This window comes from Pseudomonas sp. DWP3-1-3b3 (genome assembly GCF_049896305.1).
GTDB lineage: Bacteria > Pseudomonadota > Gammaproteobacteria > Pseudomonadales > Pseudomonadaceae > Aquipseudomonas > Aquipseudomonas azotoformans_A.
Genome location: NZ_JAFCUA010000008.1, coordinates 309,006 through 328,001, shown reverse-complemented (window position 1 = coordinate 328,001; position 18,996 = coordinate 309,006). Strand labels below are relative to the sequence as shown.

Sequence of the window (18,996 nt, the reverse complement as noted above, 5' to 3'; positions counted from 1 at the left end):
GTTAGCCGCGCTGGGCCAAGGATGGCCCATCGCGGCGGCCCACGGATTCAAGCCGGAGTGAGGGCACACCGAGCCTAAGCGAGGTGCCGAGTGTTGGGGCAAGAGCGTTTTGCTTACTTTTGCGCTTTTCGAAAGTGACCCGCCGTAAGGGCGGAACCAATATCAGCCGTTACCGCAGCAACGGATATGTACACCACAAACCCCACCCCCCACATGACAAGATGAACTCCCCTCAGGTTTACTACTCTCTGAGTAAGCTTTACCAGCTCCCCCGGGCTGGTCCATCTAGGTCACCGAATGAACAAATACACCCCCCACACCTGGGAACCCCACGAGCGCCCAAGCCTCCCAGGTTCACCGTCCACCCCGCTGCACCCCACGCACAAGCGTTGGCTGTTCGCAATGGTCGGCGTGCTGGTGGCAATCACCGGGGGCCTGGGTAATGCGCTGGTCATCGCCAACCTGCAATACCTGCAAGGCGCCCTCGGCGCGACCACCGCCGAAATGGCCTGGCTGCCCGCCGCCTATGTCATGACCAACGTGTGCATGAACCTGCTGCTGGTGAAGTTCCGGCAGCAGTTCGGCCTGCGCGCCTTCACCGAAGTGTTCCTGGTGCTGTACGCACTGGTCACCTTCGGCCACTTGTTCGTCAACGACCTCAGCTCAGCCATCGCCGTGCGCGCTGCCCATGGCATGGTCGGCGCGGCGCTGAGTTCGTTGGGCTTGTACTACATGATCCAGGCGTTCCCGGCCAAGTGGCGCTTGAAGGCGCTGGTGCTGGGCTTGGGCACCGCGCAACTCGCGTTACCCTTGGCGCGCCTGTTTTCCGAAGATTTGCTGCAAATCGCCGAGTGGCGCGGCCTGTACCTGTTCGAGCTGGGCATGGCGTTGATCTGCCTGGGTTGCGTGTTCCTGCTCAAACTGCCCCCCGGCGACCGCTTCAAGACTTTTGAAAAACTCGATTTCCTCACCTTCGCCATCCTCGCCACCGGCGTCGCCTTGCTCTGCGCGGTGTTGTCCCTGGGCCGCATCGACTGGTGGCTGGAAGCGCCCTGGATCGGCATCGCCTCGGCCTGTTCCCTGGTGCTGATCATGGCCGGCCTGGCCATCGAGCATAACCGCGCCAACCCGATGTTGATGACTCGCTGGCTGGGCAGTGGCGTGATGATCCGCCTGGCGCTGGCGGTGATCCTGATCCGCATGGTGCTGTCCGAGCAGTCCACCGGCGCGGTGGGGTTCATGCAGATGTTGAACATGAGCTACCAGCAGATGCACACCCTGTACGTGGTGATGCTCGCCGGGGCGATTGCCGGGCTGGTGGTCAGTGCGTTGACCATCAACCCGGCGCACCTGTTGATGCCGCTGGTGATTTCCCTGGCGCTGATGGCCACCGGCTCGGTGATGGACAGTTTTTCCAGTAACCTCACCCGCCCGCAGAACCTGTATATCAGCCAGTTCCTGCTAGGCTTCGGCGGCACGTTCTTCCTCGGCCCGACCATGGTGTTGGGCACCAAGAACGTGCTGGCCAACCCGCGCAACCTGGTGAGTTTTTCGGTGATGTTCGGCATCTGCCAGAACCTCGGCGGCCTGATTGGCGCAGCGCTGCTGGGCACGTTCCAGATCGTGCGCGAGAAGTATCACTCCAGCATGATCGTCGAACACTTGACCTTGCTCGACCCGCGTGTGGCCGCACGGGTGCAGAGTGGCGGCTCGGCCTACGGCGGCATTGTCGCCGACCCCGAGCTGCGCAACCTGATGGGCATTCGCAGCCTGGCTACCGCGGCGACCCGTGAGGCGAACGTGATGGCCTACAACGATGTCTTCATGCTGATCGCGATCATCGCGATACTCACCATGATCTGGATCTTTATCCGCAGTCTGTGGCTGATGAGCACCACCCGAGCAGCAGCCACTCCCGTTCAACCCAGCGGCGCACCTTCATGACCGAACCTTCAACCACCACCACTACCGCCATCGCGTCCACCCCGGAAGGCAGCACGCCTCCCGGCGCGGTGCCCACCGAGCTGCGCCCGTTGCGGGTGCGGATCATCTCGTCCCTGGGCTTTGCCGCGATTGCTATCGTCGGCGTGCTGATTGTGCTGTATGCCTGGCAATTGCCGCCGTTCAGCAGCGCGGTGGAAACCACCGAGAATGCGCTGGTGCGCGGGCAGGTGACGATCATTGGGCCGCAGCTCAGCGGCTATGTGTTCGAAGTGCCGGTGCAGGACTTCCAGCACGTGAAGGCCGGCGACCTGCTGGTGCGCCTCGACGACCGCATCTACAAGCAGCGCCTGGACCAGGCATTGGCGCAACTGGCGGTGCAGAAGGCGTCGTTGGCGAATGTGGTGCAACAGCGCAACAGTGCCGAAGCCACCATCAAGCTGCGCCAGGCCGCCTTGGTGGACAGCCAGGCGCAGGCACGCAAGAGCACCGCCGATCTGCGCCGCAATGAGGAGTTGATCAGCGACGGCTCGGTGTCCAAGCGCGAGCTGGACGTGACCCGCGCCGCCAACGCGCAGACCCTCGCCGCCGTCGCGCAAGCCCAGGCCAGCCTGGAAATCGCCCGCCAAGACCTGCAGACGGTGATCGTCAACCGTGGCTCTCTGGAAGCGGCCGTGGCCAGTGCCGAGGCGGCGGTGGAGTTGGCGCGTATCGACCTGTCCAACACCCGCATCACCGCGCCCCGCGATGGTCAGCTCGGGCAGATCGGCGTGCGGCTCGGGGCCTACGTCAACTCCGGCGCGCAGTTGATGGCGCTGGTCCCGCCGCAGTTGTGGGTGATCGCCAACATGAAGGAAACCCAGATGGACAACGTGCAGGTCGGCCAGCCGGTGACCTTCACGGTGGACGCGCTGAACCACCGCAAATTCCATGGCACGGTGCAGCATATTTCCCCGGCCACCGGCTCGGAATTCAGCCTGTTGCAGGCGGACAATGCCACCGGCAACTTCGTCAAGATCGCCCAGCGCGTGCCGGTGCGGATCATGGTGGACCCGGACCAGGCCGAGAGCGAGCGGTTGCGGCCTGGGTTGTCGGTGGTGGTCAGTATTGATACGGCGGGGCGATTAAAGAACAGCCCGCCTTGAGAGGGGCTGATAGTTGAGGGTAAAGGCCAGCTCTACTGACTGGCCTTGCTCCAACAGCTTCAGCCCAGGCCGCCCTGGCAGGTGATGGGCATTCACCGGATGACTCACCGGCTCGATGCAAAAGAACTCCAGCCCCGGCGGGCAGTACAGCAGGAAGTAATCACTCCCCGTGGCCTGGCATTCCAGCGTGTAGCCCAGCTCTGGCTGCTCGATCAGGCAATGGCCGTCCCAGTCGCAAAAACCGTTGTCCACCAGGCCTTCCGGCAGGCTTTTCAACGGCTGGAAATCCCAAGCGGTGGGCACCGGCGCCAGCTGCGTTGGCAGCTTGGAGGCGCCGCTCATCCACACCTGCGAAGCCTTGGCCTGCAACCGGGTACCCGCTGTGCGCGGCAGATAGGGATGCAATCCCAGCCCGTGCCACGCGGGTCTGTCCGCCAGGTGGGTCACCCGCAACGTGATGCTCAGCTCACCGTTTTCCAGGCGAAACCGCTGCTCGGCGCGATAGGCGAACGGTGTGTCGCACGCCATTTCCAGGACCACTTCATCCGTCGCTTGGCTGACTACCTGCCACGCCTGTTGCCAGGCAGAGCCGTGAATCGGCAGCGGGTCGGTCAAGCTATTGGGCGCCAGCGCCAGCCAACCGTCGGGGTTGTCGAAACCCCCTTCGGCAATCCGGTTGGACCAGGGCGCCAAGGGATAGCAGCCCAGCTTGCCTGGCAGCCCGGTGCTGATCGCATGGGCATCGCTGGGCCGCAATAACGGCTGGCCGGTGGCGCGCACCGTCCAGTTGACAATGCTGCCTCCCGTGGCCGGCGCTAGGGTGAGTTGGGTCAGGTTGTCTTGCAGTTCAATCAGCATCAGAGCACCACGCTTGGCAGCCACAACGACAGCGCCGGAATGTAGGTCACGGCCATCAGTACCAGGAACAGCACGCCATAGAACGGCAGCAGCGCCTTTACGGTTTTCTCGATGCTGACCTTGCCCACCGCCGCCCCCACGAACAGCACCGCACCCACGGGTGGCGTGATCAGGCCGATACCGAGATTGACCAGCATGATCATGCCGAAGTGCACCGGGTCGACGCCGATACCCAGTACCACCGGCAGCAGGATCGGCGTGAGGATCAAGATCAGTGGCGCCATGTCCATCACCGTGCCGAGCAACAGCAGCATGGCGTTGATGCACATCAGGATCACGTAGCGGTTGTCCGACAGGGTCAGGAACATCGTGGTGATCTTCGCCGGGATCTGCATCAGGGTCATGATGTAGCCGAAGCTGGCGGCGAAGGCGATCAGGATCATTACGATGGAAATGGTGCGCACCGTGCGATGCATCAGCTTGGGCAGCTCGCTCCATTTGTAGTCGCGGTAGATGAACATGGTCACGAAGAACGCCCACAGTACGGCAATCGCGGCGGATTCGGTGGCGGTGAAAATCCCTGAGAGGATGCCGCCTAGGATGATCACCATGGCCATCAGGCCCCAGAGCGCATCGGCGCAGATTTTCAGCGCCTGCTTGAGTGGGATGACTTCACCCTTGGGGTAATTGCGCTTTTTCGCGAAGATCAGGCACAGCACCATCAGGCACGCGCTCATCAGCAAGCCCGGCACCACGCCGGCCATGAACAACGAGGCAATCGACACCGTACCACCGGCCGCCAGGGAGTAGAGCACCGAGTTATGGCTGGGCGGAGTCAGCAGAGCCTGCACCGAACCGCTGACTGTCACCGCCGTGGCGAACTCACGCGGGTAGCCACGGCGTTCCATTTCCGGGATGAGCACCGAGCCGACCGAGGCCGTGTCCGCCACCGACGAACCGGAGATGGCGCCAAAAAACGTCGAGGCCATGATATTCACCAACGACAGGCCGCCGCGCACGAAACCCACCAGCACCCCGGCAAACGCCACCAGCCGCCGTGACATGCCGCCCTCGGCCATGATCGCGCCGGCCAATACAAAGAACGGAATCGCCATCAGCGAAAACTTGTTCACCCCGCCGGCCACCTGGATCATCAGGGCCTGGAACGGGATGTCGATCCACCACGCGCCGATCAGTGCCGACAACCCCAGGGCGTACGCCACAGGCATGCCGATCAGGATCAAGGCGATAAAGCTGCCCAACAGAATCAATGCGTCCATATCAGGCAGCCCCTTCGCTTTCTTCAACCAGGTCGAAGCGCACGACCCGACGGTTGCTCTGGTCACCGAGCAAGAGTTTCTCCAGCACAAAAACCAGGGTCAGCAGCCCGCCAATCGGGATCGGCATATAAGTGATGCCCACGCGCAGGGTGGGAATGGCACTCATGAACTGGTTCCAGGTGGACAGGCACAGCTTGGTGCCCCAGATCGTCATGAACAGGCAGATGGTTGCCATCAACAGCTGGGAAACGATACCGACGACGCGGCGTTGGGTGGGCGGCAGGCGGTCGGTGACCATGGCCACCGACATGTGCGCACCAGCGCGGTAACTGGCGGCCGCGCCGATAAAGGTGAACACCAGCATCAGCAGAATGGCGGTGGGCTCCGGCCAACTCGAACCGGTGCCGAGGACATAGCGGGCGAAGATGCCCCAGGGGATGATCAGCGCGACCCCCAGTACCGAGAGTCCGGCGACCCAGATGCAGGTCATGTAGATACGGTCGTTGATGCGCAGCAGTAAATTCTTCATGGCGTTCACCGTAACCGGGCGCGTCGATGCCGACCGCGCCGGGCCTTGCTAGAGAAGGAGGGCGTTACTGAACGGCGTCGATACGCTGGATGATGTCGGCGTAGGCCGCACCGTACTTGGCGCGAACCGGCGCGGTGGCGTCATAGAAGGGTTTTTTGTCGACAGTGATGAACTCGACACCGGCGGCCTTGAGCTTGGTTTCACTGCTGGCAGACTTGGCGTCCCATAACACGCGCTCGTCAGCCTGGGCGGCCTTGGCGGCTTTTTTCACCATGTCCTGTTGCGCGGGGGTGAGTTTGTTCCAGGTGATTTTCGACATCACGATGGGCTCGGGCAAAATCAGGTGTTCGGTGAGGGTGTAGTACTTGGCGTTCTGGAAATGGTTGTGTTCCAACAGGGTCGGCGGGTTGTTTTCCGCGCCGTCGATGACGCCGGTCTGCAGGGCACTGAAGATCTCGCCGGTGTCCATGGCGATGCCGTTGGCCCCCATTTCATTGAAGGCTTCGATGAACAAGGGGTTGCCTTGTACGCGGATTTTCATGCCCTTGAGGTCTTCGATCTTGCGCACCGGCTTCTTGGTGTAGAGGTTGCGCGTACCGCCATCCATCCAGGCCAGGGCGACCAGGCCGAATTCGGAATTGGTGATCTTGGCGAGGATCTCGTCGCCGATCTCGCCGTCGATGACCTTGCGCATGTGCGCCTGGTCGCGGAACACGAACGGCAGGTTGAACACGTTCACGTCCGGCACCACCGGGCCGACGATCCCCAGGCTGACGCGGGTCATCTGGATAGCACCGACTTGCGCCTGTTCGACCACTTCTTTCTCGGAGCCGAGGACACCGCCGGGGAAGTACTTGAAGGTCAGCTCGCCGTTGCTTTCTTTGGTCAGGGCCTTGCCCATGTTCTCTTCGGCCACAACGGTGGGGTAGCCGGCGGGGTGGATGTCGGCGAATTTGATTTCCAGCGCGTGGGCAGCGCTGCTGAGGGTGAAAAATGCAGCGGCGAGCAAGGTGCGTTTGAAGTCCATGGGGTTTCATTCCTGTCTTGTTATTGTTGTATTCAAGGCACAGCGATGCAGCTAGAGGGTAAAGGTGGGCTCCGGCAATCCGACAACGCCGGGGTTGAGGGCGAACACGCCGCCGGACAGTGACTGTTGACTCTGGTCATCGCGAATCGAGGTGACGAACAGGGTGTCCAGGCGACTGCCGCCAAAGGCGCACATGGTGGGTTTTTTCACCGGTACGGTGAGGGAGCGGTCGAGGCGACCGTCCGGGGTGAAGCGATGGATCAACCCGGCGTCGTTGGCGCAGATCCAGTAACAGCCATCGGCATCCACGGCGGCGCCGTCGGGGCGGCCGAGGTGTTTGTGCATGTCCACGAACACGCGACGTTTGGACGGCGTGCCGGTGTCGATGTCGTAGTCGAAGGCCCAGATCTGCTGCACCAGCGGATGGGAATCGGAGGCATACATCGTGCGGCCATCGGGGCTGAACGCCAGGCCGTTCAAGGTGATGAAACCGTCCAGCTGAGCATGGGGCGGCGCACCGGATGCGTAGCGATACAGAGTGCCTTCTGCCGCGTTCAAGCCCATGTCCAGCACCATGCTGCCGGCCCAGAAACGGCCCTGGCGATCACAGCGGCCGTCGTTCAAGCGCATGTCCTGGCGGGGGTGCTCAACAGCCGCCAGCGGCGTGGTGTCCAGGCTGCCGTCGTTGTGCGGGGTGAGCTGGAAGAACCCGGTTTCCATACCAGCGACCCAGTTGCCCGCCTCGGTGCGGGCGATGCAGGCAAGCATCTGCGGAGCGGTCCAGGCCGCCACGTGGCCGCTGGCGGCGCTCCAGCGTTGCAGGCCACCCTTGGGGATATCCACCCAGTACAAAGCGTTTTCCTCGGGCACCCACACCGGGCATTCGCCGACGGCATTGCGGGCATCGACGATCAATTCAGCGGTCATGGTCAGTCCCCGAAAGGGCCGGCAGCGCAGAACGCGCCACCCTGGTAGACCTTGGCCGGGTCATCGGCGGCCACCGGTGGCTGGGTTTCGACCTGGGCGCGGAACACTTCGGAGCTGTCTTTGGGCGCAAAGCCCAGGTGGGCGGCGTAGCGGTTGTCCCACCAGGTGTCGAGGTTATCCGACATGCCATAGACCACGGTGTGGCCGACGTTGGGGGTGTACAGCGCGCGCTCGAGCAACTGAGTCAGGTCGTCGAAGCTCAGCCAGGTGTGCATCATGCGGCGGTTCTGTGGTTCCGGGAACGACGAGCCGATGCGGATGCTGACGGTCTCGATGCCGTAGCGATCAAAGTAGAAACTGGCCATGTCTTCGCCGTAGGATTTGGACAGTCCGTAGTAGCTGTCCGGGCGGCGAGGGGAGTGGGCGTCGAGGGTTTCACCTTGCTTGTAGAAGCCGATCACGTGGTTGGAACTGGCGAAAATCACGCGCTTCACACCGTGGCGGCGCGCGGCTTCATAGATATGGAAAATGCCGCTGATGTTTGCGCCGAGCACTTCTTCGAACGAGCGCTCCACCGAGACGCCGCCGAAGTGCAGGATCGCGTCGACACCTTCTACCAAGTGGTGCACGGCCTGTTTGTCGGCGAGGTCGCAGGGTTGCACTTCTTCGCACGGGTCGGCGGCCGGGGCCATATTGGCGATATCCGACAGCCGCAGTACCTGGGCATAAGGGCGCAGGCGCTCGCGCAAGACTTTACCCAGGCCGCCAGCCGCGCCGGTGAGCAGCAGGCGATTGAATGGAACGGGCGTGGTTGTGGTGGTGGTCATGAGGGTTCCATTGTTGTTGTAGGTTGTCGTATGACTATGTCGAAGTATCGTTAGGGTTTCCCCAGGTTGTCAACGTTCTTCCGGTCAGGTGATGGCCAGAATGTGGGAGCGGGCTTGCTCGCGAATACAGTGTGTCAGTCGACTCATTCATGTCTGATATACCGCATTCGCGAGCAAGCCCGCTCCCACAGGGGATTTGTGATGGCTCCCAGTCTGGGTTCGGCGCGAAGCCTACAACAGTGAAATCGGGTAACTGATGAACAGGCGATTTTCATCAAACTCGTTATTGCTGAAATCCCGACGCATGGTCGAGTTGCGCCAGCGCACGTTCAGGTCCTTCAGCGCACCGCTCTGCACCGTGTAAGCCAGCTCCGACTCGCGGCCCCATTCCTTGCCATCGGTGATCGCCCCGGTGTGCACGTTACTGCCGCTGATATAGCGGTTCATCATGGTCAGCCCTGGAATGCCGAGCACCACGAAGTTGAAGTCATGGCGCACCTGCCAGGACTTTTCCTTGGCGTTATCGTAGCTGGCGTTGTAGCTGTCGTTGGCCAGGGTGCCGCCGCTGGTGCCGTTGACGCGCATCCACACGCTGTCGCCGGTGAGTTTCTGCAAACCCACATAGAAGGTGTTGCCGTTGTATTTGGCCGAGAGCAGGGCGAAGGCGGTCTTGTTGTCGAGGTCGCCGGCCAGGGCGCTGCCGTCTTCCTTACCGGTAAAAAAGCCGAAGTTGGCGCCCAGGGTCCAGTCGCCCACGGGCTGGCTGTGGGTCAGGTTGAAATATTGCTGCTGGTAGATGTCGGTGAGTTCGGCGTACCACACGCCGACTTGGGTACGTTTGTCGTTGAAGCTGTATTCGCCGCCGCCGAAGTTGAAGCGGTCGGAGGTGAAGGCGGCTTTGCCGTTCATGAACATGTCTTCCATGCTCGCGTCATTACGCGGGCTGTTACCGCGAAACTGCCCGCCGTAGAGCGTCAGGCCGGCGATTTCATTGGACGTGACCTGGCCGCCACGGAACGTCTGGGGCAGCGAGCGACCGTCGTCGGAGCGCAGGATCGGCAGCACCGGCATCCATTCACCGACCTTCAATTCAGTCTTGGACAACTTGGTTTTCAGCGCCACGCCCAGACGTCCGAAGTTGTCCGCCGGGCGGCCGTCGCTGTGGATCGGCAGCAACTGCGTACCGCCGGTGCCTTTACCGCCATCCAACTTTTGCGAATACAGACCCAGTACATCGATGCCGAAGCCCACCGTGCCGGTGGTGTAGCCGGACTTGGCGTCAAGAATGAAGTTCTGCGTCCACTCTTCGGCCTTGGCCTGGGGATTGGTCGGGTTGGTGAAGTTGCGGTTGAAGTAGGCGTTGCGCAGGTTGAGCGTGGCCTTGGCATCGTCGATGAAGCCTTCGGCCGAGGCGGCGAGGGGCAGGGTAAAGGCCAGGCTGCCGAGACCGATAAAACCCAGGCGAACGGAGGAATTGCGGGCGAGTGAACTCACAGTGAAGCTCCCTTTCTTTTGTTGTTTTTATTATTTGTTATACGTTGTCGTACAACATTGAGTGGGATATTTGCGAGGTTTTAAAGCGCTGTCAAGCAGAAGTTGTATGATGACCTGCTCGGGGCGCAAGCGGGAAGTTACTCAGCCCGCCATCACCATGGGAGGCAAGGTGCCAAGAAGGGAAACGGCGGCCACCGCTGCAACACCCAGCAGCCACTCCAGCATCACACTGGATCTCAAACTGCCCAGGCGTTGTTCGCAGCGCTCGATGCGCAGGCGGTTCAGCAGCGCCAACGCCAGCATGCCCAGCACCAGAAATACCTTGATCAACAGAATCAGCGCGAATCCGTTGAACAAAGGCGTGGGCCAGAATTGCCCGGTCAGTACGCGCACGTTGATCAAGCCGGTCACCAGCAAACCGGCGACTAGCCCATACCCCACGCCGCTGAACCGCCGCAGGATCGGCTCCAGCGCCAGGGCTGGCGATTGCCTGAGGATCAACAACAGCAACAGCAAGCCGCCGAGCCAGGCACCGACGCACACCAGGTGCACCACTTGATTGAGGATCAGCAATTGGCCGCTGAGCCCATCGAGCATGGCGCCATGCCCGACCGGCGCCAAGGTTGCCAGCAGCAGCACGATGACCGGCAAGCGTAATGCCCGCCAGGGTTTGGCCAGCACGATGACCAGCAAGAGGTTCAGCAACAGATGCCACACCCACACCTGGCCAAAGAAGGTCTTGCCCAGCACCAACTGCACGGTGGCCGGTTGCAGCGCCGCGTCCCAACTGCCCGCCATGCTGGCGGTAATCAACAGCAGCCAGGCCACGCCAGAGAACAATCCCAGCCAGGCCAACCCACGGGTGATGCGCTCAAGTTGCCGGTCCAGCGCCGGTTGCGCTTGCGCGCCGAGCAGCCAGGGCCTGAATGCACAGGCCCCGAACATCAGCAGCACGACGATGAAATGCAGGAAGCGGCACAGCACCAGCAGCGTTGCCATGGGTTATTGGCCGACCTTGAAGCTGTATTCACCGTTGCTCTTATGAGTGTCGACCGAGACCGCGTTCCACACCACTTTGTAGTTGCCGGCCGCCAAGGGGGCGGCCGGGGTGACGACCAGGACTTTCTTGTCGGCATCCGGTGTTTCCAGGCCCTTGATCGCCACTTCGGTGCCGTCCTTGCTCAAGGACACCTTGGTGAAGGTGGCCTCGACGCCTTCGCTGAAGGTCAAGCGCAGGTCCTTGGGCGCGGCGACGCTGCTGTCGGCCGCCGGTTCAGCGCTCTTGAGGTGCGCATGGGCCAATGCGGCGGAGGCGCCCAGCAGGGAGGCGAGCAGGGCGATGGTGGTGAGGCTTTTCTTGATCAACATCGTTCAATACCTTCAGGGTCAGGGAGTCGGTAGAGCCATGTGCAGCAAGGGAAAGGGCTTGCCTTCGCCATCCAGCGGCGAGCGCGCGACCTGGATAAAACCATAATGCAGGTAGAAACCCACGGCCTGAGGGTTTTGTTCGTTCACGTCCACCGTGAGGGTGTCGTGACGGGCGCGGGCGTGGTCCAGCAACCGGCGTCCGATGCCCTGGCCACGGCGGTCGGGCTCGATAAACAGCATTTCCACGTTGTGCCCGCCGGTGCCGATGAAACCGGCGGTGCCCTGTGGGTCTTCATACACCCACACCTCCAGTGCGGGCATTGGCAGGTAGGCATCGCGCACCAGGGGTAGCAGACGTTGAATGTCATCCTCGGGGAGGAAATCATGGGTGGCCCGCACCGAGCGCTCCCAGAGTGCGCCCAGCACGGGGTCGTCGGTGGCCACGCGAGGTCGAATAGTCATTGCAATGATCCTTCATGGGGACCGCGATCCTAACCAATCCCATTTCCAGGGGAAAGGTTCGCGTCAGAAGTTTCATTATGGCCTGTCGCCGCGATCTAGAGCCGATGGTAGTCTTTAAGCCAAGTTGTTGTCAGGGAGCCCTTATGGGCAATCACAAGATCGGAATTCGTCGGGTCAACGTCGAAAAAATCCTGCTGGCGGCGGAGAAAATCTTCGCCGAGAAAGGCTATGGCAGTACCGCCATGGCGGATATCGCCGAAGAAGTGCAACTGCCGCGCTCCAACCTGCATTACTACTTCACCACCAAGAGCGAGCTGTACAGCGCCGTGCTGTTCGACCTGCTGGAAGTGTGGAAGCAGGACGCCTTGAGTTTCGAGACCTTCGATGACCCACGGGTGGTGCTCAGCAGTTACATCCGCGCCAAGATGCAACGCTCGCGCACCCGGCCCTACGGATCGAAAGTCTGGGCCAATGAAATCATCCATGGCGCGCCGACCCTCGGTGAGGCATTGGATGAAAGCCTGTACGACTGGGCCAAGATGAAGGAAGCGAAAATTCGCCAGTGGGTGGAAGACAAACGCATCCTGGCGGTGGAGCCGTCGAGCCTGCTGTACATGATCTGGGCCTCGACCCAGCACTATGCCGACTTTGATCATCAGGTGAAGATCCTGAATGAGCACCAGCCGTTGTCGGACATGCAGTTCGAGAAGGCGATTCAGACGGTGACGAGCGTGATTTTGCGGGGGATTGGGTTGGAGCCTTGAGCCTTAGGGTGACGCAGATGGCCTCATCGCAGGCAAGCCAGCTCCCACAGTTCACCGCATTTTGTCTGAAGGAATGCAGTCGAATGTGGGAGCTGGCTTGCCTGCGATAGCGATCTAAAGGACTACACCGCCTCCCGGTAGGGATTTCTCGGATCCTGCGTCCAATTCAAGAACGGCTTGCCGGTATCCATCGGCACCATCTCGATACAGTCCGCCACCGGACAGGTGATCTGGCACAGGTTGCAGCCCACGCACTCGTCATCGATCACCTCGTATTTATGTGTGCCATCCGCCTGTTTCAAACTGGCGATGGCCTGGTGCGACGTGTCCTCACAGGCAATATGGCAACGCCCGCAACCAATGCAGGCTGCCTGATCTATCTTCGCAATCACCTGATAGTTGATGTCCAGGTACTTCCAGTCTGTCGTGTTGCCCACCGCACGTCCGGAAAAGTCCTGCAGGCTGTTGTAGCCTTGGCTGTCCATCCATCGCGACAGCCCGTCCTTCATCTCCTCCACAATCCGAAACCCATGCAGCATCGCCGCCGTGCACACCTGCACAGCGCCGCAGCCCAGGGCGACAAACTCCGCCGCGTCACGCCAGTTGCCGATGCCACCAATGCCGCAGATCGGCAGGCCCTGGGTCTGCGGGTCGCGGGCGATTTCGGCGACCATGTTCAGCGCAATCGGCTTGACCGCCGAGCCGCAATAACCGCCGTGGGTGCTTTGCGTGCCCACCACCGGCAACGCGACCATGCGTTCCAGGTCGACGCTGGTGATGGAGTTGATGGTGTTGATCAGCGACACCGCGTCCGCGCCGCCGCGATAGGCCGCCCGCGCCGCCACGCGGATGTCGGTGATATTCGGCGTGAGCTTGACGATCACCGGCAGCGAGCAATACGTCTTGCACCAGCGCGTCACCTGTTCCACGTATTCCGGCACCTGGCCCACCGCCGCACCCATACCGCGTTCGGGCATGCCGTGGGGGCAACCGAAGTTCAGTTCGATACCGTCGCAGCCGGTGGCTTCCACCCGCGGCAGGATGTTTTTCCAGGACTCCTCGACGCACGGCACCATCAGCGACACGATCAGTGCGCGGTCGGGCCAGTCCTTTTTCACCTGGGTGATTTCCCGCAGGTTGATCTCCAGCGAGCGGTCGGTGATCAGCTCGATATTGTTGATGCCCAGCACTTCACGGTTGGCGCCGTAATGCGCCGAGTAGCGTGACGACACGTTGACCGCCGCCGGATCCTCGCCCAGGGTTTTCCACACCACGCCGCCCCAGCCGGCTTCGAAGGCGCGCACCACGTTGTAGGCCTTGTCGGTGGGCGGGGCGGAGGCCAGCCAGAACGGGTTGGGGGCTTTGATACCGGCAAATACAATCGAGAGATCGGCCATTACGCAGCCTCCACATTCAGCATGAGTTGGGCATGGATGGCCTCGGCGGCCAGCTTGCCGTGTTGCACCGCCTGCACGGTGAGGTCCTGGCCGAGGCTGACGCAATCGCCACCCGCGTACACACCGGGAATGCTGGTGCGCAGCTGTTCATCGACGAAGATCCGTTCACCGACGCGCTGCAGTTGCTGGGCCAGCGGATCGTGCAGTGCCGCGTTATCGAAGCCCTGGCCGATGGCTTTGAAGATCGCATCGGCCGCCAGTTCGAAGGTTTCGCCGGTCGGGTGCAAACGGCCGTTTTCCATGCGCGTGCGCAAGAAGCGCATGCCACGCACATGGCCCTGATCGTCCAGCAGCACTGCTTCCGGCTGGGCCCAGGTCAGCAGGCGCACCTGGTTGGCCTTGGCGATATCCTGTTCGTGATGAGTGGCGCCCATGTCCGCCAAGCCACGCCGGTAAACGAGGTTCACATCGCGCGCACCGAGACGGGCCATCTGCACGGCCATGTCGATGGCGGTGTTGCCGGCGCCGAGCACGATGCAGCGATCGGCCAGGGGCAGTTGGGTCAGGTCGTCGGCCTGGCGCAGTTCGCGGATGTAATCGGTGGCGGCAAGCAGGCCGGGGGCGTCCTCAAAGGGCAGGCCGAGTTGTTTGCTGGCGGCCAGGCCGAGGCCGAGGAACACTGAGTCGAATTGCTGGTGCAGTTCACTCAGCGTGAGGTTGTCTCCCAGACGCTGGCCGTGGCGAATCTCGATGCCACCAATCTGCAGGAGGAAATCCAACTCCTTCTGCGCGAAGTCATCCACCAGCTTGTACTTGGCGATCCCGTATTCATTCAGGCCACCGCCTTTTTCACGGGCTTCGAAGATCACCACGTCATGGCCGTGCAAGGCGCTGCGGTGGGCGCACGCGAGTCCAGCAGGCCCGGCGCCGACCACGGCGATGCGCTTGCCGGTAGCGGCGGCGCGGTGGAAGGGGTGTTCGCTGAAGTGCGCATTGTCGACGGCATAACGTTGCAACAGGCCGATCAGCACCGGAGCGCATTCTTCGGCGTTGTTACGCACGCACGCCTGCTGGCACAGAATTTCGGTGGGGCAGACCCGGGCGCAACTGCCGCCGAGGATGTTGGCCGAGAGGATTTTCTGCGCGGCGCCTTGCACGTTTTCGGTGTGGATGTTGCGGATGAACGACGGGATGTCGATCTCGCTGGGGCATGCGTTTACGCACGGCGCGTCGTAGCAATACAGGCAGCGCGAGGCTTCCAGTTGGGCCTGCCGAGCGTTGAGCGGTGGCGCCAGGTCGGTGAAATGGCTGGCGAGCGTCGGTCCATCCTCAGTGGGATGGGGGAGGTGGGTCAGGGTCTGGATCACGGTGTTGGCCTCACGGTTATTGAGGTACTGCCTCTGATGGGCATTGGTTTTTGTGTTGCCGGTACTGGCCTCTTCGGCGGCTTCAGCGTTTCACAGCCACTGGCTTGGAATGCGCAGCCCGCTTGCTCAACTGCTCAAACACCGGCGGATACGTCGGCCGTTCCACATACCGCCCGGCACCGCGCTCGGCACGCAGGTCGCCATCGGCCCAGACCAGCTTGCCCTGGCTGATGGTGTGGCTCGGCACGCCGCGCACGGTCTTGCCTTCGAAGATGTTGAAATCGACTTTCTGATGGTGAGTCTTGGCGGAAATGGTCCGCGTACCCTCGGGGTCCCACAGCACCAGGTCGGCATCGGCGCCCACGCGGATCGCGCCTTTGCGCGGGTAGAGGTTGAAGATCTTCGCGGTGTTGGTGGAGGTCAGCGCGACAAACTCCTGCATCGACAAACGACCGGTGTTGACCCCTTCATCCCACAGCAGCGCCATGCGGTCTTCGATGCCGGCGGTGCCGTTGGGGATCTTGCTGAAGTCGTCACGGCCGGCGGCTTTCTGCTCGGCGCAGAAGCAGCAGTGATCGGTGGCGGTGGTGTGCAGGTTGCCGGATTGCAGGCCATGCCACAGCGCTTCCTGATGCCCGCGCGGACGGAATGGCGGGCTCATCACGTAACCGGCGGCGGTTTGCCAGTCCGGGTGCTGGTAGACGCTGTCGTCCAGCAACAGGTGGCCGGCCAGCACTTCGCCGTAGACCGGCTGACCTTTGCTGCGTGCGTAGGTGATTTCATCCAGCGCTTCCTGGGTGGACACATGCACCAGGTAGAGCGGCGTGCCGATGGTCTCGGCGATGCGAATGGCGCGGCTGGCCGCTTCGCCTTCGACTTGCGAAGGACGCGACAGCGGATGCGCCTCGGGCCCGGTAATGCCTTGGGCCATCAGCTTGCGTTGCAGGTGGTACACCAGTTCGCCGTTTTCCGCGTGCACGGTGGGCACCGCGCCCAGTTCCAGGCAGCGTTCGAAACTGGCGACGAGGGTGTCGTCCGCCGCCATGATCGCGTTCTTGTAGGCCATGAAGTGCTTGAAGCTGTTGATGCCGTGGTGGCTGACCAACTCGGCCATTTCCTCGCGCACCTGTTCGCTCCACCAGGTGATCGCCACGTGGAAGCCGTAGTCCGAGGCGGATTTTTCCGCCCAGCCACGCCACTGGTGAAACGCTTCCAACAGGGATTGCTGCGGGTTGGGAATCACAAAGTCGATGATCGACGTGGTGCCTCCCGCCAGGCCTGCCGCCGTGCCACTGAAAAAGTCTTCACTGGCCACCGTGCCCATGAAGGGCAGTTGCATATGGGTATGGGGGTCGATGCCGCCGGGCATCAGGTATTGGCCGCTGCCATCGAGTATTTCAGTGCCGGCGGGAATATCCAGATTCGTACCAATAGCCCGGATTAGACCGCCTGCGCATAACACATCGGCGCGGTAACTTTCATCATGGGTAATAACGGTGGCGCCACGGATCAACAGCGACATGTCGAGTTCCTCACAGGCTTGACCGGCTTGTGCCAGTTCTAAGTGTTGTAATGCTGCTTACCGAGGGTCAGTTAATTCCTGTCATCGGTGACAGGAATAGAAACTAGCCCGAGTTTTTAGATTGGGCAAGAAGATTTTTCATAAGCTTATATCTTGATTAACTATATGATTTATATGAATAAAAATAGAAAATCACCAAAATGTAGCGTGCTATCACCATTTTGACGCACTTGACAGGTTCTTAAATTGAGCAACATTTCTTATTGCAAATCAGACGCTTGAGACTTGCCTCTTGACGGGGCGGGGAAATAAAAATAATTGTGTTGCACCAGATTGAGTCCTGACAGTTCGGGCAACTTCCACGTTATCTAGCCTGAGTAACGTGGCAAGTACCGAAGGCTCAATCGGAAAGCTGATAAACATCAGTAAGTTATATAAGCGGTGAGGGTTTGGTAGCGTCTGTCGGCATGGATATTGAGTGCAGTGGCGGCTGGCCGGGCCCGTGATGTCATGTTGTTTACGAGGTACTCCGGCCACCGGCACACACCGTGCAGGTGAGCAAAAATAATTCGAAAAAACCGTGGAGCGGCCATGCAACAGAACAGATCGCAAGTCATTGAGCGCAACGGCCTGTACGAACTCGACGCCGGCCCCGACGTCCTCGACAGCCCGCGCTACAACCACGACATGGCACCGACCAAGGTGCACGAACGCACCTGGAACAAGTGGCACATCACCGCGCTGTGGGTCGGCATGTCGATCTGCGTACCCACCTACACCTTGGGCGGGGTGCTCACCGCGTATTTCGGTTTGTCGGTGGGCGAGGCGCTGATGGCGATCCTGCTGGCCAACATCGTGGTGTTGATCCCGCTGACCCTCAACGCCTTCCCCGGCACCAAGTACGGCATACCGTTTCCGGTGCTGCTGCGCTCGTCGTTCGGCATCCTCGGTTCCAACGTGCCATGCCTGATCCGCGCGCTGGTGGCCTGTGGCTGGTTTGGTATCCAGACAATGTTCGGCGGGCTGGCGATTCACCTGTTTCTCGGCTCGATCTTCGAGGGTTGGAAGTCCCTTGGCGGCACCGGTGAAGTGATCGGTTTCATGATTTTCTGGTGCCTGAACCTATGGGTGGTGCTGCGTGGCGCCGAGTCGATCAAGCGGCTGGAGACGCTGTCGGCGCCGTTGCTGGTGGCGGTGGGCATTGGCCTGCTGGTGTGGGCGATGCCCAATGTATCCATCAGTGAGTTGATGGCGATCCCGCCGAAACGCCCGGAAGGCGCGAGCCTCACCGGTTACTTCATGGCCGGTCTCACCGCGATGGTGGGTTTCTGGGCCACCTTGTCGCTGAATATCCCGGACTTCAGCCGTTACGCCAACAGCCAGAAGGACCAGATCCTCGGGCAGATCTTCGGCCTGCCGCTGACCATGTTCCTGTTCGCCGCCCTCGGCGTGATCATGACCGCCGCGTCGGTGAAACTGGTGGGGGTCAGCGTGTCCGACCCGGTGACCCTGATCGGGCATATCCAGAGCCCGGTGTGGGTGGCCATTGCGATGGCGCTGATCATCATCGCCACCTTGTCCACCAACACGGCTGCGAACATTGTGTCGCCTACCAATGACTTCCAGAACATCGCGCCCAAGCTGATCAACCGCACCACGGCAGTGATCCTGACCGGCCTGGTGGGGCTGGCGCTGATGGGTCATGAGTTGCTGAAAAAGCTCGGCCTGATCGTGTCCGACGTGAGCCTGGAAACCGTGTATTCCAACTGGTTGCTGGGCTATTCAAGCCTGCTGGGGCCCATTGCCGGAATCATGGTGGTGGACTACTTCATCACCCGCAAACAACAACTCGACCTGGCCGGCCTGTACCGCGACGACGTGTACCCGGCATGGAACTGGAGCGGTTTCATCGCGTTCGGTGTGCCGGTGGTGCTGACCTTGCTGTCCCTGGGCAGCGATGCGTTCAGCTGGTTCTACAGCTACGGCTGGTTTACCGGTTCGGCGTTGGGCGGCCTGTTGTACTACGGCCTGAATGCCAAGCGCGGGACCAGCCCGGTTGCCGTCAATCCATAAGAAAAAACCAGCCTG

At 61.4% G+C, this 18,996-nt stretch carries 17 protein-coding genes; 4 read left to right on the top strand and 13 right to left on the bottom strand.

Annotation, left to right across the window (positions count from 1 at the left end; all coding sequences use genetic code 11):
* The first annotated feature begins 297 nt into the window (after positions 1 to 297).
* Both ACP7BX_RS23960 and ACP7BX_RS23955 read left to right on the top strand, forming a co-directional pair.
* Positions 298 to 1,944: an MFS transporter gene (locus ACP7BX_RS23960; protein WP_033902003.1), complete on the top strand. Its 1,647-nt coding sequence runs from the start codon at positions 298 to 300 to the stop codon at positions 1,942 to 1,944.
* Complete coding sequence (locus ACP7BX_RS23955) at positions 1,941 to 3,086, top strand: HlyD family secretion protein (protein ID WP_016979501.1); 1,146 nt, start codon at positions 1,941 to 1,943, stop codon at positions 3,084 to 3,086. Before ACP7BX_RS23960 ends, ACP7BX_RS23955 begins: the two co-directional genes overlap by 4 nt.
* On the opposite strand, the gene ACP7BX_RS23950 is transcribed toward ACP7BX_RS23955, so the two are convergent.
* The 10 genes from ACP7BX_RS23950 to ACP7BX_RS23905 all read right to left on the bottom strand — a co-directional run bounded on the left by ACP7BX_RS23950 (position 3,066) and on the right by ACP7BX_RS23905 (position 11,858).
* A complete protein-coding gene (locus tag ACP7BX_RS23950) occupies positions 3,066 to 3,941 on the bottom strand; it encodes an aldose 1-epimerase (RefSeq protein WP_426127953.1) in 876 nt (291 codons plus the stop codon). The two genes, ACP7BX_RS23955 and ACP7BX_RS23950, sit on opposite strands and share 21 nt — an antisense overlap.
* 2 nt (positions 3,942 to 3,943) lie before the next feature.
* A complete protein-coding gene (locus ACP7BX_RS23945) occupies positions 3,944 to 5,224 on the bottom strand; it encodes a TRAP transporter large permease (protein ID WP_033902005.1) in 1,281 nt (426 codons plus the stop codon).
* A 1-nt stretch (position 5,225) separates the two neighbouring features.
* On the bottom strand, positions 5,226 to 5,753 hold the full coding sequence (locus ACP7BX_RS23940) for a TRAP transporter small permease (protein WP_426127478.1): 528 nt from the start codon (positions 5,751 to 5,753) through the stop codon (positions 5,226 to 5,228).
* 64 nt (positions 5,754 to 5,817) lie between these two features.
* Entirely contained in the window at positions 5,818 to 6,780 is a 963-nt protein-coding gene (locus ACP7BX_RS23935) for a TRAP transporter substrate-binding protein (RefSeq protein WP_038847219.1), read from the bottom strand.
* A gap of 51 nt (positions 6,781 to 6,831) precedes the next feature.
* The gene (locus ACP7BX_RS23930) at positions 6,832 to 7,707 is read right to left on the bottom strand and encodes an SMP-30/gluconolactonase/LRE family protein (protein ID WP_426127480.1); all 876 of its coding nucleotides are present in this window, start codon (positions 7,705 to 7,707) and stop codon (positions 6,832 to 6,834) included.
* 2 nt (positions 7,708 to 7,709) lie between these two features.
* Positions 7,710 to 8,534 carry an NAD-dependent epimerase/dehydratase family protein gene (locus tag ACP7BX_RS23925; RefSeq protein ID WP_269133482.1) on the bottom strand — a complete coding sequence of 275 codons (825 nt, stop codon included), beginning with the start codon at positions 8,532 to 8,534 and terminating at the stop codon, positions 7,710 to 7,712.
* Between the two features lie 231 nt (positions 8,535 to 8,765).
* The gene (locus tag ACP7BX_RS23920; protein WP_426127483.1) at positions 8,766 to 10,028 is read right to left on the bottom strand and encodes an OprD family porin; all 1,263 of its coding nucleotides are present in this window, start codon (positions 10,026 to 10,028) and stop codon (positions 8,766 to 8,768) included.
* A gap of 141 nt (positions 10,029 to 10,169) precedes the next feature.
* The gene (gene copD, locus ACP7BX_RS23915) at positions 10,170 to 11,027 is read right to left on the bottom strand and encodes a copper homeostasis membrane protein CopD (protein WP_426127485.1); all 858 of its coding nucleotides are present in this window, start codon (positions 11,025 to 11,027) and stop codon (positions 10,170 to 10,172) included.
* A gap of 3 nt (positions 11,028 to 11,030) precedes the next feature.
* On the bottom strand, positions 11,031 to 11,396 hold the full coding sequence (gene copC / locus ACP7BX_RS23910) for a copper homeostasis periplasmic binding protein CopC (protein WP_314527439.1): 366 nt from the start codon (positions 11,394 to 11,396) through the stop codon (positions 11,031 to 11,033).
* 18 nt (positions 11,397 to 11,414) lie between these two features.
* On the bottom strand, positions 11,415 to 11,858 hold the full coding sequence (locus ACP7BX_RS23905) for a GNAT family N-acetyltransferase (protein WP_426127487.1): 444 nt from the start codon (positions 11,856 to 11,858) through the stop codon (positions 11,415 to 11,417).
* A 143-nt stretch (positions 11,859 to 12,001) separates the two neighbouring features.
* Here ACP7BX_RS23905 and ACP7BX_RS23900 point away from each other — a divergent pair, with 143 nt between their 5' ends.
* Positions 12,002 to 12,622 (top strand): TetR/AcrR family transcriptional regulator, encoded by a 621-nt coding sequence (locus tag ACP7BX_RS23900; protein ID WP_314527444.1) that lies wholly within the window; start codon positions 12,002 to 12,004, stop codon positions 12,620 to 12,622.
* Between the two features lie 122 nt (positions 12,623 to 12,744).
* Here ACP7BX_RS23900 and preA read toward each other — a convergent pair whose 3' ends face one another.
* The 3 genes from preA to hydA form a co-directional block, all read right to left on the bottom strand.
* Complete coding sequence (gene preA, locus ACP7BX_RS23895; protein WP_426127489.1) at positions 12,745 to 14,019, bottom strand: NAD-dependent dihydropyrimidine dehydrogenase subunit PreA; 1,275 nt, start codon at positions 14,017 to 14,019, stop codon at positions 12,745 to 12,747.
* On the bottom strand, positions 14,019 to 15,386 hold the full coding sequence (locus ACP7BX_RS23890) for an NAD(P)-dependent oxidoreductase (protein ID WP_426127491.1): 1,368 nt from the start codon (positions 15,384 to 15,386) through the stop codon (positions 14,019 to 14,021). Before ACP7BX_RS23890 ends, preA begins: the two co-directional genes overlap by 1 nt.
* Before the next feature lie 82 nt (positions 15,387 to 15,468).
* Entirely contained in the window at positions 15,469 to 16,908 is a 1,440-nt protein-coding gene (gene hydA / locus ACP7BX_RS23885) for a dihydropyrimidinase (protein ID WP_033902017.1), read from the bottom strand.
* A 591-nt stretch (positions 16,909 to 17,499) separates the two neighbouring features.
* On the opposite strand from hydA, the gene ACP7BX_RS23880 reads away from it, so the two are divergent.
* On the top strand, positions 17,500 to 18,981 hold the full coding sequence (locus tag ACP7BX_RS23880; RefSeq protein WP_177075224.1) for an NCS1 family nucleobase:cation symporter-1: 1,482 nt from the start codon (positions 17,500 to 17,502) through the stop codon (positions 18,979 to 18,981).
* The last annotated feature ends 15 nt before the right edge of the window (positions 18,982 to 18,996 follow it).

What these genes read in the sequence shown, in the direction of transcription:
- ACP7BX_RS23945 (WP_033902005.1), bottom strand. Translation starts at nt 5,224, where the DNA reads ATGGACGCATTGATTCTGTTGGGCAGCTTTATCGCCTTGATCCTGATC.
- ACP7BX_RS23880 (WP_177075224.1), top strand. Translation starts at nt 17,500, where the DNA reads ATGCAACAGAACAGATCGCAAGTCATTGAGCGCAACGGCCTGTACGAA.
- copC (WP_314527439.1), bottom strand. Translation starts at nt 11,396, where the DNA reads ATGTTGATCAAGAAAAGCCTCACCACCATCGCCCTGCTCGCCTCCCTG.
- preA (WP_426127489.1), bottom strand. Translation starts at nt 14,019, where the DNA reads ATGGCCGATCTCTCGATTGTATTTGCCGGTATCAAAGCCCCCAACCCG.
- ACP7BX_RS23935 (WP_038847219.1), bottom strand. Translation starts at nt 6,780, where the DNA reads ATGGACTTCAAACGCACCTTGCTCGCCGCTGCATTTTTCACCCTCAGC.
- ACP7BX_RS23900 (WP_314527444.1), top strand. Translation starts at nt 12,002, where the DNA reads ATGGGCAATCACAAGATCGGAATTCGTCGGGTCAACGTCGAAAAAATC.
- ACP7BX_RS23925 (WP_269133482.1), bottom strand. Translation starts at nt 8,534, where the DNA reads ATGACCACCACCACAACCACGCCCGTTCCATTCAATCGCCTGCTGCTC.
- ACP7BX_RS23940 (WP_426127478.1), bottom strand. Translation starts at nt 5,753, where the DNA reads ATGAAGAATTTACTGCTGCGCATCAACGACCGTATCTACATGACCTGC.
- ACP7BX_RS23905 (WP_426127487.1), bottom strand. Translation starts at nt 11,858, where the DNA reads ATGACTATTCGACCTCGCGTGGCCACCGACGACCCCGTGCTGGGCGCA.
- ACP7BX_RS23960 (WP_033902003.1), top strand. Translation starts at nt 298, where the DNA reads ATGAACAAATACACCCCCCACACCTGGGAACCCCACGAGCGCCCAAGC.
- ACP7BX_RS23930 (WP_426127480.1), bottom strand. Translation starts at nt 7,707, where the DNA reads ATGACCGCTGAATTGATCGTCGATGCCCGCAATGCCGTCGGCGAATGC.
- ACP7BX_RS23955 (WP_016979501.1), top strand. Translation starts at nt 1,941, where the DNA reads ATGACCGAACCTTCAACCACCACCACTACCGCCATCGCGTCCACCCCG.
- copD (WP_426127485.1), bottom strand. Translation starts at nt 11,027, where the DNA reads ATGGCAACGCTGCTGGTGCTGTGCCGCTTCCTGCATTTCATCGTCGTG.
- hydA (WP_033902017.1), bottom strand. Translation starts at nt 16,908, where the DNA reads ATGTCGCTGTTGATCCGTGGCGCCACCGTTATTACCCATGATGAAAGT.